The 13,496-nt window shown below is 72.6% G+C and carries 13 protein-coding genes and 2 pseudogenes; 10 read left to right on the top strand and 5 right to left on the bottom strand.

Translation table 11 applies throughout. The features are described 5' to 3' along the window. Positions 1 to 130: 130 nt before the first annotated feature. Entirely contained in the window at positions 131 to 1,222 is a 1,092-nt protein-coding gene (locus tag AC5WS8_RS02360; RefSeq protein ID WP_496101546.1) for a LacI family DNA-binding transcriptional regulator, read from the bottom strand. Positions 1,223 to 1,465: 243 nt separating this feature from the next. Between AC5WS8_RS02360 and AC5WS8_RS02355 the strand changes: the two genes are divergently transcribed. The 5 genes from AC5WS8_RS02355 (at position 1,466) to AC5WS8_RS02335 (ending at position 5,644) form a co-directional block, all read left to right on the top strand. After that, a complete protein-coding gene (locus AC5WS8_RS02355; RefSeq protein ID WP_496101928.1) occupies positions 1,466 to 2,419 on the top strand; it encodes an ROK family protein in 954 nt (317 codons plus the stop codon). A gap of 242 nt (positions 2,420 to 2,661) precedes the next feature. Beyond that, complete coding sequence (locus tag AC5WS8_RS02350) at positions 2,662 to 3,381, top strand: dienelactone hydrolase family protein (RefSeq protein ID WP_496101545.1); 720 nt, start codon at positions 2,662 to 2,664, stop codon at positions 3,379 to 3,381. Positions 3,382 to 3,612: 231 nt separating this feature from the next. After that, a complete protein-coding gene (locus tag AC5WS8_RS02345; protein ID WP_496101544.1) occupies positions 3,613 to 3,807 on the top strand; it encodes a hypothetical protein in 195 nt (64 codons plus the stop codon). 184 nt (positions 3,808 to 3,991) lie between these two features. Further along, positions 3,992 to 5,035, top strand: coding sequence for an NUDIX hydrolase (locus AC5WS8_RS02340; RefSeq protein ID WP_496101543.1), 1,044 nt, complete (start codon positions 3,992 to 3,994; stop codon positions 5,033 to 5,035). A 327-nt stretch (positions 5,036 to 5,362) separates the two neighbouring features. Further along, positions 5,363 to 5,644 (top strand): hypothetical protein, encoded by a 282-nt coding sequence (locus AC5WS8_RS02335; RefSeq protein WP_496101542.1) that lies wholly within the window; start codon positions 5,363 to 5,365, stop codon positions 5,642 to 5,644. Positions 5,645 to 5,774: 130 nt separating this feature from the next. Here the strand turns inward: AC5WS8_RS02335 and AC5WS8_RS02330 are convergent, their stop codons facing one another. Next, positions 5,775 to 7,130, bottom strand: a complete 1,356-nt coding sequence (locus AC5WS8_RS02330; protein ID WP_496101541.1) for a dipeptidase — start codon at positions 7,128 to 7,130, stop codon at positions 5,775 to 5,777. Between the two features lie 205 nt (positions 7,131 to 7,335). Between AC5WS8_RS02330 and AC5WS8_RS02325 the strand changes: the two genes are divergently transcribed. Beyond that, positions 7,336 to 8,568: a geranylgeranyl reductase family protein gene (locus AC5WS8_RS02325; RefSeq protein WP_496101540.1), complete on the top strand. Its 1,233-nt coding sequence runs from the start codon at positions 7,336 to 7,338 to the stop codon at positions 8,566 to 8,568. Here the strand turns inward: AC5WS8_RS02325 and AC5WS8_RS02320 are convergent. After that, on the bottom strand, positions 8,558 to 9,028 hold the full coding sequence (locus AC5WS8_RS02320; protein ID WP_496101539.1) for a nitroreductase family deazaflavin-dependent oxidoreductase: 471 nt from the start codon (positions 9,026 to 9,028) through the stop codon (positions 8,558 to 8,560). The genes AC5WS8_RS02325 and AC5WS8_RS02320 overlap by 11 nt on opposite strands. A 168-nt stretch (positions 9,029 to 9,196) precedes the next feature. On the opposite strand from AC5WS8_RS02320, the gene AC5WS8_RS02315 reads away from it, so the two are divergent. Next, complete coding sequence (locus AC5WS8_RS02315) at positions 9,197 to 9,889, top strand: TetR/AcrR family transcriptional regulator (RefSeq protein ID WP_496101538.1); 693 nt, start codon at positions 9,197 to 9,199, stop codon at positions 9,887 to 9,889. Positions 9,890 to 10,078: 189 nt separating this feature from the next. Beyond that, positions 10,079 to 10,481, top strand: a pseudogene (locus AC5WS8_RS02310) (transcriptional regulator); the annotation flags it as partial. Here AC5WS8_RS02310 and AC5WS8_RS02305 read toward each other — a convergent pair. Further along, entirely contained in the window at positions 10,451 to 10,759 is a 309-nt protein-coding gene (locus AC5WS8_RS02305; RefSeq protein ID WP_496101537.1) for a DUF6332 family protein, read from the bottom strand. The pseudogene AC5WS8_RS02310 and the gene AC5WS8_RS02305 overlap by 31 nt on opposite strands. Before the next feature lie 57 nt (positions 10,760 to 10,816). On the opposite strand from AC5WS8_RS02305, the pseudogene AC5WS8_RS02300 reads away from it, so the two are divergent. Next, positions 10,817 to 10,981: pseudogene (locus AC5WS8_RS02300) on the top strand (hypothetical protein); the annotation flags it as partial. A gap of 128 nt (positions 10,982 to 11,109) precedes the next feature. Here AC5WS8_RS02300 and AC5WS8_RS02295 read toward each other — a convergent pair. Then, complete coding sequence (locus AC5WS8_RS02295; protein WP_496101536.1) at positions 11,110 to 11,850, bottom strand: maleylpyruvate isomerase family mycothiol-dependent enzyme; 741 nt, start codon at positions 11,848 to 11,850, stop codon at positions 11,110 to 11,112. A gap of 429 nt (positions 11,851 to 12,279) precedes the next feature. Here AC5WS8_RS02295 and AC5WS8_RS02290 point away from each other — a divergent pair, with 429 nt between their 5' ends. Next, positions 12,280 to 13,395: a GNAT family N-acetyltransferase gene (locus AC5WS8_RS02290; protein ID WP_496101535.1), complete on the top strand. Its 1,116-nt coding sequence runs from the start codon at positions 12,280 to 12,282 to the stop codon at positions 13,393 to 13,395. Positions 13,396 to 13,496: the final 101 nt, after the last annotated feature.

The following is a 13,496-nucleotide window of genomic DNA, read 5'->3' as shown; positions in this document are numbered from 1 at the left end:
CGTCACCCGGGTGACCGCGCCGCGGGCCGGCCCCAAGCTGACCTCGAACGTGAAGGGCTTGCGCCAGGAGACCGGACCGCCGCAGGGACCGCCGCCGACGAGGAACACCGGCAGGTGTACCGGCGGGACCTCAGTCCGCGGGTGGCAGTTCGCCCGAGCCCCGGGTGATCAACCGGGTGGGCAGCTCGATGCGTTCCGGGGCGATGAGGGTGCCGTCGAGCTGACGGAACAGGCGCTCGGCGGCCGTGCTGCCGAGGGCGGCGGCGTCCTGGGCGACGACCGTGACGCCGGGCTGGAGCAGGTCGGCCAGCTCGATGTCGTCGAAGCCGACCAGGGCGACCGGACGGCTGCGTGCGGCGAGGACGCGGATGACGGTGACGGTCACGCGGTTGTTGCCGGCGAAGATCGCGGTGACGGGGGCGGGCCCCGTGAGCATCTCCTCCGCGGCCCGGCGCACCCGCTCGGGATCGGTGCCGCCCAGGGACGTCCAGGAATCCTCGACGGGTATGCCCGCGTCCTCCATGGCGGCCCGGTAGCCGCGCAGCCGCTCGGCCGCGGTGTGGATGCGCGGCATGTCGCCGATGAAGCCGATCCGGCGATGGCCGTGCGCGATGAGGTGGGCGACCCCGTCACGGGCGCCGCCGAAGTTGTCGGACAGCACCACGTCGGCGTCGATCCTCCCGGCGGGGCGGTCCACGAACACCGTGGCGACCCCGGCCTTGATCTCCGGCTCCAGATAACGGTGGTCGTCACCCGCCGGGATGATCACCAGCCCGTCCACGCGGCGCGCGCACAGCGCCAGCACCAGCTCCTGTTCCCGGTCCGGGTCCTCCGCGCTGGAGCCGTTGATCAGCAGGGCCCCGTGCGCCCGGGCGACCTCCTCGACGGCGCGGCTCAGCGGCCCGTAGAAGGGGTCCGCGAGGTCCTCCAGGACCAGGCCTATGCTCGCGGTGCGGCCCTTGCGCAGCACCCGTGCGCTGTCGTTGCGCCGGAACCCCAGCGCCTGTATCGCCTCCTGGACCCGGCGCTCTGTGTCGGGAGTGACCCCCGGCTCGCCGTTGACCACGCGCGACACCGTCTTCAGGCCCACCCCCGCGCGCGCCGCCACGTCCTTCATCGTCGGACGGTTGCCGTAGCGAGCCCCCGTGTGGTGGCGGTCCGAGGGGCGGTCGGTGCGGTGGGCGGTCTCGGGCACGATGCGCTGTCCTGTCCTGTCGTCCACGGAAGATCCGTCACTCCACGGCTCTACCGGGATTCCACGGGGTTGTATGACGATATGGCGTCGAGCATAGAGCCTGGACAACGTTGTCAGATGCGGGAGAGACTGTCCACCGCACTCTCCGGCCCGCGCCTTCCCCCAGGGGCGCTCCCTGCCTGCTCGTGCTCGGCGCCCGGACCCCGTGGCGGCGACCGTGCACCGTACGCCGGGGCCGGTACCACTCACGCATTGGGAGACCTGACGCTGATGCACACCGACCTCGTGGCCGCGCTCGACATCGGCGGCACCAAGATCGCCGGAGCGCTGGTGGACGGCCACGGCCGGATCCTGCTGCGCGCGCAGCGCGCGACGCCCGCGCAGGAGGATGGCGACACCGTGATGGGGGCCGTCGAGGACGTCTTGGGGGATCTGGCGGAATCGCCGCTCTGGGGGCGGGCGCGTGCCGTCGGCATCGGCAGCGCGGGGCCGGTGGACGCCTCCACGGGCACGGTGAGCCCAGTCAACGTACCGGGGTGGCGCGACTATCCACTGGTCGAACGGGTCCGGTCGGCGACCGGCGGGCTGCCCGTCGAGCTGATCGGCGACGGCGTGGCCATCACGGCGGCCGAACACTGGCAGGGCGCGGCCCGCGGCCATGACAACGCGCTGTGCATGGTGGTGTCGACAGGGGTCGGCGGCGGTCTGGTCCTGGGCGGCCGGCTGCACCCGGGCCCGACGGGCAACGCGGGCCACATCGGCCACATCACCGTGGATCTGGACGGCGATCCGTGCCCGTGCGGCTCGCGCGGCTGCGTGGAGCGCATCGCCAGCGGACCGAACATCGCGCGCCGCGCCCTGGAGGGCGGCTGGCGGCCGGGGCCCGAGGGCGACACCTCGGCCGCGGCGGTGGCCGCGGCCGCCCGTGCGGGTGACCCGTTGGCCGTGGCGTCCTTCGAGCGGGCCGCTCAGGCGCTGGCCGCGGGGATCGCCGCTACCGCGACGCTCGTCGAGATCGACATCGCGGTCATCGGCGGGGGAGTGGCCGGGGCCGGCGACCTCCTGTTCGCCCCCCTGCGCAAGGCCCTGACCGACTACGCCACGCTGTCCTTCGTCCAGCGCCTGACGGTGGCGCCGGCGCTGATGGGCACGGACGCGGGGCTGGTGGGCGCGGCTGCCGCAGCGCTGGCGAAGGACACGGACGCGACGGCCGCCGGGGTGTGACAGCCGAAACCACACGGCCTTGGCCGTCGGGTGAGTGGCTCCTGGCATCCGGCCACGGAGCCTCCGCAAGAACCTGGTGGCGGACCGTGGCGACCACTGCTAGGTTTTCGGAGGCCGTGCGAGAGAACGAGGAGGTGGTACCCGTGAACGCAGTATCGACATGGGTGCTCCCCTCCGGGGTCACGGTCGGACGGTAGGTCGTCCGGGAGCGCCGTTCACGAGCACTCCCGAAAGGCACGACCATGCGATTCACCTCTGAACGACGCCTCGACGACGGCGTCCTCGAACGCGAATTCACCCTCGGCGAGATCCCCGGCACCCTGTGGACGCCTGGATCGGCACCGGCTCCGCTGATCCTGATGGCCCACAACAACGGCCTGCCCAAGGGGGAATCCCGGCTGGTGGCCCGGGCCCGGCATTCCGCGGCGTACGGCTACGCGGTGGCCGCCATCGACGCCCCCGGGTGCGGTGACCGGCCCCGTTCCGCCGTCGATGAGCAGGCCCGCGCCGACCTCCGCCGGGCGATGCAGGCCGGCGAGCCGGTCGACGAGATCTTCGAGTCCTTCGTCGGCCCATTGGTCGAAAAGGCGGTCCCGGAATGGCGGACCACCCTGGACGCCCTCCTTGCGCTGCCCGAGATCGGCGGTCCGGTCGGGTACTCGGGGTGGGCCGCCGTGGGCATTCGGCTGGCGGTGGTCGAGCCGCGCATCGCGGCGGCCGGTTTCTTCGCCGGGGGTTACGTGCCCCGCGCCCAGCGCGAGGAGGCCCGGAAGGTCACCCTTCCGCTGCTGTTCCTGATGCAGTGGGACGACGAAGGGAATCCCCGACAGAGGGCCCTGGACCTGTTCGACGCCTTCGGCAGCAAGGAGAAGACGCTGCACGCCAACACGGGCGGGCACACCGGCACCCCGTGGTTCGAGATGGAGGACGGGGGTCGGTTCTACGACCGGCACCTGAAGTGAGGCCGGGCCGTCAGGCCGGCGGTAGACGGCAGGCGGTGCCGGCCGGATGTCGCTCATCGGGGACAGGTCCCGGCACTCCTCGATGGCGGTGGCGGCAGCTGCACGACCGCCCCGACCCCACACCGTTCGGGATGCCCGCGGTGACCAGGCATGGGTCCGAGACTCACTCCTGCTCAGCGACCGGGAACGGTCCTTGCGTGACCCCGACGCGACTCGGCAGTTGAACGGGGCATGAAGAAGCGCAGCATGCTCGCCATCGCCTCCCTCGCCACCGGGTTCGTCGTGGCCGCCATCAGCCCCTCCCACGCCGCCGACCACGACAGGCTCGGCGATCCGAGCGTCAGGGACACCCTCGGCGCCGTCGACCACACCATCGGCCAGGACAGCCTGGCCGTGGACGACGAGGCCCTGGGGCAGGACGGCTGAGGGGGAGCCGACGTCGCGGCGCCGGTGCCCTTGCGCAGCAGGGGCCCGGCGCCGCGGCACGCGGAGCCCGGCGGCCGCACTGTCGTGGTGACCTCGGCCACGCCGAGGCGCCCTCATCAGCGGCGGGTTTCCGTGGCAGTGTGGAGCGGGCAAGCCCCAGGGGGCCAACAGAAGAGGGGGAACCGTGACCGTCGTCTGGATCAACGGCGCGTTCGGTGCGGGGAAGACGACCACCGCACGGGAACTGATCGAACTGATCCCGAACAGCACGCTCTTCGACCCCGAGGTCATCGGCGCAGTGGTCACCCATCTGCTGCCGCCGAAACACCTCGCGGAGGTCGGCGACTTCCAGGACCTGCCGATCTGGCGACGCCTCGTGATCGACACCGCGGCCGCGATGCTCGCCGAACTCGACGGCGTCCTGGTGGTACCGATGACTCTGCTGCGCCAGGAGTACCGCGACGAGATCTTCGGCGGCCTCGCCGCCCGGCGCATCCCCGTACGCCATGTCCTGCTCGCTCCGGCCGAAACGATCCTGCGCGAGCGAATAGCCGGCCGGGAGGTCCCGCTCGACCTCCCCGACGGCGAGATGCGCATCCGCCAGTGGTCGTACGACCACATCGAGCCCTATCGCACCGCCCTCGCCGCCTGGCTCACTGCCGACGCCCACCTCGTCGACACCAGCGCCCTCACCCCGTACGAGGCCGCCCTGCGCATCGCCGAGGCGGTTCGGACCGGCCAGGTCCCCGCCTGCGACATCGTGCAGACACCCGAGCCGACCTCCGAGACCGTCGCCTCCGGGGTGCTCCTCTTCGACGAGCAGGACCGCGTGCTGCTCGTCGACCCCACCTACAAGGCCGGCTGGGAGTTTCCCGGCGGAGTCGTCGAACCCGGCGAGGCGCCGGCCCGCGCCGGCATGCGCGAGGTCGAGGAGGAGACCGGGATCAGGATGGAGGAGGTCCCCCGGCTGCTCGTCCTCGACTGGGAGCCCCCCGCGCCGCCCGGCTACGGGGGGCTGCGCCTCCTCTTCGACGGCGGCCGTCTGGACGGCGCCGAAGCCGGCCGGCTCCTGCTGCCCGGCCCGGAGCTGCGCGGCTGGCGCTTCGTCACGGAAGAGGAAGCGGCCGATCTGCTTCCGCCCGTGCGCTACGAACGGCTCCGCTGGGCCCTGCGAGCCCGTGAACGCGGCCGGGCACTGTACCTCGAGGCAGGGGTTCCGGTGGGCTGAACCGTCCTCGCGGCCCAGGGGGTTGGCGGTGCGCCTGTCTCCACGGTGACCGGCGGTCTGTGTGAGCGGCGAGACCTGCGGCATCACACTCGGGCTCCCACGGCCGAGGAGGGGGGTGCGGCCTCGTACCTGCCCGCCGATTCCCGAAGTACCGCCCCGGCCCGCCCGATCACCGGATCGCCCGTGTCCGGAGCGGGCCGCGTCCGCCCCGTGGGCCGCGGGCGGGTGGAAGGGCCGGACCGCCGGTGTCCGGTCGGCGTGGAGAGACCGAGCAGCCGGAGCGGGCCGCGGCGGGTGGAGGGGCCGGACGGCCGGTGTCCGGTCGGCGTGGAGAGACCGAGCAGGACGCCGTGGGCGGGAGGGGTACGCGACCGCGTCGCCCGTCAACAGCACGCCGCGCTCCGGGAGACGGAGCCCGAGGCCGCTGTGCGTGCCCGGGGCCGTGGACGACCCGGCGCCACCGCCGAAGTCGAGGCCGTCGCCGTCGGACACTTCGACGAGGCGGGCCGGGCGCACGCGATCGCCCACTGGAAACTGCCGGGCGGCTGCCCCACGGACAGGCGGCTCCCCCTCCTCGAAGACCGGCGGCGGACCCGGGACCTGCCCTGATGACCGGCGCGCCCAAGCCGTGAGCGAGCGCGCCGACGCCGTTGGGAGCCGCCAACTCCCCTGCCCCGCCACAATCGTGGGCGGGCGCCCGTGCGTGGTGCGGGGACCCTCTGCCGTCGGCGGAGCCGGATCAGCCGGCCGCGTAGTTCCGGAGGAAGTGGGCCTCCGCGACCGACAGGCGCTCCAGCTCCTCGGGGGACACGCTCTCGTCGACCGCGTGGATCCGGGCCTCCGGCTCGCTCAGACCTATCAGCAGGATCTCCGCCCCGGGGTAGAGCGACGCGAGGGTGTCGCACAGCGGGATGGAGCCGCCCTGGCCCGCGTAGCTCATCTCCTGGCCCGGGTAGGCGACCGCCATCGCCCGCGCCATCGCCGCGTACGCGGGACCGGAGGTGTCCGCGCGGAACGGCTGCCCCTGCCCGATCTGCTCCGTCCGCACCCGGGCGCCCCACGGCGTGTGCGTCTCCAGGTGCGCCTGGAGCAGCTTCGTCGCCTCGGCCGCGTCCATGCCCGGCGGCACCCGGAGGCTGATCAGCGCCCGCGCGCTCGCCTGCACCGACGGGGTCGCGCCCACGACCGGAGGGCAGTCGATGCCGAGGACGGTCACGGCGGGGCGCGCCCAGATCCGGTCCGCGACCGGACCGGAACCGATCAGCTGCACCCCGTCGAGCACCTTGGCATCCTTGCGGAACTGCTCCTCGTCGTACGTCAGCCCCTCCCACGGGGAGTCGCCCCGAAGTCCCTCCACGGTCGTGGAACCGTCCTGCGCGCGCAGCGAGTCCAGCACGCGGATCAGCGCGGCCAGCGCGTCCGGAGCCGCGCCGCCGAACTGACCGGAGTGCAGGTTGCCTTCCAGCGTGTCGATCTGGACGCGGACCAGGGTCATACCGCGCAGGGTGGTCGTCACAGTGGGCAGTCCGGAACGGAAGTTGCCCGCGTCGCCGATGACGATCGCGTCGGCCGCGAGAAGATCCGGGTGCTGCTCGGCGTACCGCTCCAGGCCGCCCGTGCCCTGCTCCTCCGAACCCTCGACGACGACCTTGACGTGCACGGGCACGCCCCCGTTCGCCTTGAGCGCGCGCAACGCCAGCAGGTGCATGACGACGCCGCCCTTGCAGTCGGCGGTGCCACGCCCGTACCAGCGGCCGTCACGCTCGGCCAGCTCGAAGGGCGGCGTGGTCCAGCCGGCGTGGTCCAGCGGCGGCTGCACGTCGTAGTGGGCGTAGAGCAGCACGGTCCTCGCGCCCTCGGGGCCCGGCAGGCAGCCGTACACGGACTGTGTGCCGTCCGGCGTGTCGAGCAGCGCCACGTCCTGGAAGCCCTCGGCGGTGAGTGCGTCGGCGATCCACCGCGCGGCGCCCTCGCTCTCGCTCCTCGGGAACTGGTCGAAGTCCGCCACCGACTTGAAGGCCACCAGTTCGGTGAGCTCCTCCTTCGCCCTGGGCATCAGCGAGGCGACGGTCTCGGCGACCGGATTCGACGACATGGGGCACGCTCCTCGTAGGTGCTCAGGCACCGATGAGTACCTCTGGTGGTACGTGTAGGCGGTGTACGGGTGGTCCTGCGGCGTATGCGCGACCTGGTGCAGGGTACATACGCTTCCGATCCTCCCACAGCGACCTGCGAGGACGCGGCCGTAGGATGCGGGGGACAGATGCGGCAGGCGGCTTGATCGGGAGCATTGGACCATCGTGAGCGGCGAGAACTCTTCGGCGGACGGCGTGCAGCGGGTGTGGGACGTCGTCGTGGTGGGTGCGGGACCCGCGGGGGCCTCGGCCGCCTACGCGGCGGCGGTCGCGGGACGCAGCGTGCTGCTGCTGGAGAAGGCGGAGCTGCCCCGCTACAAGACGTGCGGCGGCGGTATCGTCGGCCCCTCGCGCGACGCCCTGCCGCCCGGCTTCGAACTGCCGCTGCGCGACCGGGTGCACGCGGTCACCTTCTCGCACAACGGCCGCTTCACCCGCACCCGCCGCTCCAAGCAGATGCTGTTCGGGCTGATCAACCGGCCGGAGTTCGACCAGCAGCTCGTCGAGCACGCGCAGAAGGCGGGCGCCGAGCTGCGCACCGGGGCCACGGTGTCGCGGGTCGAGCAGCACGGCACCGCGGTGCCGGACCGGCGCACGGTCGCCGTCGTCCTGCAGGGCGGCGAGACGCTCCTGGCCCGGGCCGTGGTGGGCGCGGACGGCAGTGCCAGCCGGATAGGAGCCCACGTCGGGGTGAAGCTCGACCAGGTGGACCTCGGTCTGGAGGCGGAGATCCCGGTGCCGCCGACCGTCGCGGAGGACTGGAAGGGGCGGGTCCTCATCGACTGGGGGCCGATGCCGGGGAGTTACGGCTGGGTCTTCCCGAAGGGCGACACGCTGACCGTGGGCGTGATCTCGGCGCGTGGTGAAGGCGCCGCGACCAAGCGGTACTTGGAGGACTTCGTCGCCCGGCTCGGACTCGCCGGCTTCCGGCCGAGCATCTCCTCCGGGCACCTGACCCGCTGCCGCGCCGACGACTCGCCGCTGTCGCGCGGGCGGGTGCTGGTGTGCGGGGACGCGGCCGGGCTGCTGGAGCCGTGGACCCGGGAGGGGATCTCGTTCGCGCTGCGGTCGGGGCGGCTCGCGGGGGAGTGGGCGGTACGGATCGCGGAGGCGCACGACGCGGTCGACACGCGCCGCCAGGCCCTGAACTACGCCTTCGCCGTCAAGGCGGGGCTCGGCGTCGAGATGAGCGTCGGCAAGCGGATGCTGAGCGCCTTCGAACGCCGCCCCGGTCTCTTCCACGCGGCCCTGACCGGTTTCCGGCCCGCCTGGAACGCCTTCAAGGACATCACGCAGGGGGCCACGTCCCTGGGCGAGATCGTGCGCACCCGCCCGATCGCCCAGCGCGTCCTGACCGCGCTGGACCGGGGACCGGCGGGCGGCGAGGTCAGCTCTTGACGGTGATGCGGAAGACCGGGTGGTCGGGGGCGCAGGCGATCAGCTCCTCGTCGGAGGACGTGGCCGTGACCCCGTTGAAGAACCCGTTGACCTGCCAGCCCCACTTCTCCAGATAGGTCCGCAGGACCGGCAGCTTCTCCTCGTCGGGAAGCTCCACCGCGGTGAACTCCCGGACCTTCCGCCCGACGCGCAGCTCCCCAACGCCGGCGGTACGCATGTTGCGCACCCACTGGGAGTGCCCGCGAGCCGAGACGAGGTACTGCGCGCCCTCGTGGGTGTGGGGGTTGACCGGGATGCGCTGCATCTTTCCGCTCTTGCGTCCGCGGACGGACAGTTCCGCCGAGCCCGCCAGGCTGAGGCCGTGGCGGGCCAGCCAGCCGACGACGTTGTTGAGACGGACGGCCGTCGGACTGCCCTTGAGGTAGTACGGCGACGGCGATGAGGACGAAGACGATGACATGGTGCCCCCCACTGGTTCGAGTGAGCGGCGCTCTCTTGGGAGAGCACCGCTCTCGGCTGGGGAACAGTATGGGGGAGACCGATGATCCAGGGCAAGAGCACTGCTCTCTTTTTCGTGCACCGCTCTCAATTGTGTGCACTGCTCCGGGAACATGGGACACTGCGGAGCATGAGCACACCCCGAGGAGCCCGCGCCCGCGCCCGTATGGAGGTCACCGCCGCCATCAAGGACGAGGCGCGCAGACAGCTCGCCGCTGGAGGCGCCGCCGCGCTCTCCCTCCGTGCCGTCGCCCGGGAACTGGGTATGGTCTCCTCCGCGCTCTACCGCTACTTCCCCAGCCGCGACGACCTGCTCACCGCGCTCATCATCGACGCCTACGACTCCCTCGGTGAGGCCGCCGAGGCTGCCGCGGCCGACGCCGGTGACGCCGCCCCCGCGCAGCGCTGGGTCGCCGTGTGCGAGGCCGTGCGCGCCTGGGCGCTGTCGCATCCGCATGAGTACGCCCTCATCTACGGCTCGCCCGTGCCCGGGTACTCCGCACCCCGGGCCACCGTCCCGGCCGCCTCCCGCGTCGGGGTCCTGATGATCGGCATCGTGCGCGACGCCCGCCGGCAACGCGGTGTGGCCCGCACCCGGATGCCCCCCGAACTGGAGCCGGAAGCCCGGCGCATGGCCGACGAGCTGGCCCCCGACCTCCCGCCCGAGGTGGTAACCGCTCTGGTCGCAGCCTGGGCGCAGTTGTACGGACTGGTGGGGTTCGAGGTGTTCGGGCAGTTCAACAACGTGGTGGAGGACCGTGCGACGTTCTTCCGACACGCGGCCGCCCAGCTCGCGCACGGCGTGGGCCTGGTGTTCCCGTAGGCGTACTCCCGGGGGAGTACACGTGGCCACCTCGTCCGGTCGACGCCGTCCCCGGTCAGGGGCGTCCAGCGTGAACGGCATGGAGAAGCGGCGCGCAGACGCCCTGTGGCGTTGGTACGAACCGCCGTGGTGGAGCCGCGAGCCCCCGCCGCTCCGCCCCCCCCTTGGCGCTCCCGCCTGCTGTTCAACGCCTTCGAACTCGACGGATACCTCTTCGAGGCGATCCGCTCCGGTGCCTCCGGCTTCCTCGTCAAGGGCACAGAACGGGAGCAACTCCTGCGCGCGGTACGGGTGGTGGTCGCGGGCGACGCCCTGCTCCCACCGAGTGCGACCCGGCGACTGTCCTCCGAGTTCGCGGCCCGCTCCAAGGAGCCCGAGCCACCTCTCGCTCGCCGGACCCCCGAACGGGAACGGGAGCTGATGGCGCTGGTCGGCATCGGCCTGTCCGACGCGGAGATCGCCCGCCGGCTCGTCGCCGGCCCGCTCGCCGCGAAGACCCACGTCAGCCGCACCATGGCCACGCCGGGTGCGCGGGAACGGGGCCCAACTGGTCGTCCCCGGCTACGAGTCGGGGCTGGTGCGCCCCGGCTGACCGGGCTGATCGCGGACGCCCCGCCTGAAGCGGACCAGGACGCTGACGACGCGTACGACGAACAGCGCGGACGCCACCGCGGTCCCCGAGGTGACGAGCGTGTGCCGTGTGCCGCCCGACAACCCGAAGGCGAAGGCCGGCCCCGCCACCGCTCCGAACACCAGGACCGCCGCGAACGCCGCACTGCACAGGGCGTATCCGATCTCGATCGTGATGGCGTCCCGGTCGGCCTGTGTCCGCTGCCCGCTGCCGGACGAACTTCCCCCGCGTTTCTCCACGGGACGAGTCAAACAGGCCTGTGCCCGGCGAGGCAAGGAACCCCCACCGGGCGCAGGTTGAGGAGGCGTCCCCTGGTCTCGGACCGCAACCGGTTCCGCTTCACCTCCTCCTGGAGGGACCTCGCGACCGCCGGGGACCGCTGTGTCCGCGGCCAGGGGATCTTCGAGTGGCTCCACCTCAGCCGGAGCGCGCTGTCACGGTTGGTCGCCCGCCTGGAGCAGGGCGGCCTGGTCGAGCGTGCCCTGTGCACCGAGGACCGGCGTGAAGTGCAGGCGACGCTCACGGACCAGGGGCCGCGCCCTGCACGGCGAGGTGCGGCCGGTGCGGCGCGCGGTGCTGACCAGGATGCTCAGCCCCAGGTGACGGCGGACCTCTCGCGCCAGAGCGCGGCGAGGGAGGCGTCACCGGCCACGTCCGGGAACGGCAGCCGGTTCCACAGCGACAGATACAACGTCGCTGCCTGTCCCGTGACTTCGCAGTCCGCCTCCCCGCTCTCGCCTCGCTCGGTCACGGGAGGCCCACCCGACAGCCGAACCGTCCACACCGCGTCGTCGGCGTCGGTCGCCCGTACCCGCAGCACCCGCGCTTCCTCGCTGCGAATCCTGCTCTTGGGCCGGGCGTGGAAGCCGCGCAGCAGCTCGTCGATGCCGTCCACCGCGAACTCCCGGTCGATCGTGGTGGGCGCACCGCCGCGCGCGGACTCGGCGTCGATCCGGTGCACGGTCGTCTCGTGGGCCTGTCGCCGGGCCCAGAAGGCCAGCGGCGAGGGGGCGGGCAGGAACTGCCAGCACCGGACGTCGGGCGCGGCGGTGGAGAGGGTGTCGACGAGATACCGGTGCCCGTCCCGGAACCAGGCCGTCAGCTCCGAGCCGTCGAGGTCCGGCAGCCCGCCGTCGGGGTGGTAGGAGGTGTGCCCCTCGGCGACGAAGGCCGCCGCCCAGCGGTGCACCATGCCGGTGTGCCGCAGCAGATCCCGCACCTGCCAGCCCGGGCAGGTCGGTACCCCCGACTCGGTACCGGCCCGCTCGGCCGCCGCGGCCAGCAACCGGCCCTCCCGGTCCAGGGCTCGCACGAACTCGGCAGTATCCATGCGGCGAGTGTGCCGGATGACGTGGGCTCCAGGGCAAGGGCGGCGCGCAAGGCGGTGCCGGCCGGTGAGCGAGCCGGGGCGCCGGCGGACGGGGAAGTCCGGGGGGCCGGGCGGACCTGATCCGGCCGAAGCTCCGCCCTCGCGAACTTTCGTGGCGGTAGGCACCCTTGACAGGATGCGCACTGTTTCGCGACGTTTGATCCTTGCCGAACGTGTCCCGTCCCGGTCCCCGAGCGTGGAACGAGCGGGTACGCGGCGTGGGCCTGCAGGGGTCCGAAGCAGTGACGGGACGCGCACAGCGTCACAGGGGGGAGCGGTCGTCCATGCCATCCACGATCAGATCGACGCGCAGTCGTCACCACGTCCTGCCGGGCTGCGCCGTCACCGGCGCGTTCCTCGCGGAGCCTGCGGAAGGGCGGTCGATGTGAGGTGGACATCACCATTCACCGGCCGCACGAGTTGAGCGACTCGCTCCGCGCCGCCTGGCACCGGGCCATGGACGCGTCGCCCGAATACGCCAATCCCTTCCTGGCACCGGAGTTCGCGACCGGGATCGGCCGGTACCGCGGCGGGGCACGGGTGGCGGTGCTGCGTGAGAACGGGGAGGCCGTCGGTTTCTTCCCGCACGAGCGCGACGCCCTCGGTGTGGGCCGGGCCATCGGTCTCGGCCTGTCCGACTGCCAGGCCCTGGTGCACCGCCCGGGGATCTCCTGGGACACGCGGGACCTGCTGCGGGCCTGCCGGCTGTCCATCTTCGAGTTCGACCATCTCGTCCAGGAGCAGAAACCCTTCGGCAGACACGTCACGGGGACGTTCGCCTCACCTGTGATCGATGTCAAGCCCGGTGACGGCGACTACCCGCACTGGCTGCGCGACACCTATCCGGGGCTGGCCAAGACGGTGCTGAAGAAGGAACGCCGTGTGGGGCGCGACGTCGGCGAGGTGCGGTTCGTCTTCGACGAGCGCGATCCGCAGGCGCTGCGCACGCTCATGCAGTGGAAGTCCGCCCAGTACCGCCGGACCGGGCGGATGGACCGGTTCTCGCGGCCGTGGATCGTCGACCTGGTGGGCCACCTCTCCCGCGTCCGCGAGGAGCACTTCACCGGCGTGCTGTCCGTGCTGTACGCCGGCGACCGGCCGATGGCCGCCCACTTCGGGCCGAGGTCGAGCACGGTGCTCGCGGCCTGGTTCACCGCCTACGACCCCGAGCTCCGCTACTACTCGCCCGGGTTGATGATGCATCTCCGCCTGGCCGAGGCGGCGGCCCGGCACGGCGTGACGCTGGTGGATCTGGGGCGGGGCGACAAGGAGTACAAGGACTGGCTCAAGACCCGGGAACTGCGCGTGGGCGAGGGGTTCGCGACCCGGCCGCACCCGGTGGCGGCGGCCTACGGGCTGTGGCGCAGGCCGGTCCGGGGGCTGCGCAACACGGTCCTGGCGCATCCCGGGCTGAGGAAACCGGCCGACCGGCTGCTGAAGACGGTCGGCACCCTGCGCAGCTCGCGCGGGGCCGACTCCGGCAGGGCGGAGCCCCGCGTACGGTGAGCGAACCCTCCATCTCTGCGGGCCTCCAGCACCGCCTTCCCGCGTGCCGGGAGCCCCCTCGGTCCCGATCGCGGCCCGCGCCCCGTCGTCGCGCGGGTTGC

Source organism: Streptomyces sp. PTL18 (genome assembly GCF_059510295.1).
The sequence above is the reverse complement of the archived record's forward strand: the minus strand, read 5'-3'. Positions and strand labels throughout refer to the sequence as shown.

What these genes read in the sequence shown, in the direction of transcription:
- AC5WS8_RS02350 (WP_496101545.1), top strand. Translation starts at nt 2,662, where the DNA reads ATGCGATTCACCTCTGAACGACGCCTCGACGACGGCGTCCTCGAACGC.
- AC5WS8_RS02330 (WP_496101541.1), bottom strand. Translation starts at nt 7,130, where the DNA reads ATGTCGTCGAATCCGGTCGCCGAGACCGTCGCCTCGCTGATGCCCAGG.
- AC5WS8_RS02320 (WP_496101539.1), bottom strand. Translation starts at nt 9,028, where the DNA reads ATGTCATCGTCTTCGTCCTCATCGCCGTCGCCGTACTACCTCAAGGGC.
- AC5WS8_RS02295 (WP_496101536.1), bottom strand. Translation starts at nt 11,850, where the DNA reads ATGGATACTGCCGAGTTCGTGCGAGCCCTGGACCGGGAGGGCCGGTTG.
- AC5WS8_RS02315 (WP_496101538.1), top strand. Translation starts at nt 9,197, where the DNA reads ATGAGCACACCCCGAGGAGCCCGCGCCCGCGCCCGTATGGAGGTCACC.
- AC5WS8_RS02345 (WP_496101544.1), top strand. Translation starts at nt 3,613, where the DNA reads ATGAAGAAGCGCAGCATGCTCGCCATCGCCTCCCTCGCCACCGGGTTC.
- AC5WS8_RS02355 (WP_496101928.1), top strand. Translation starts at nt 1,466, where the DNA reads ATGCACACCGACCTCGTGGCCGCGCTCGACATCGGCGGCACCAAGATC.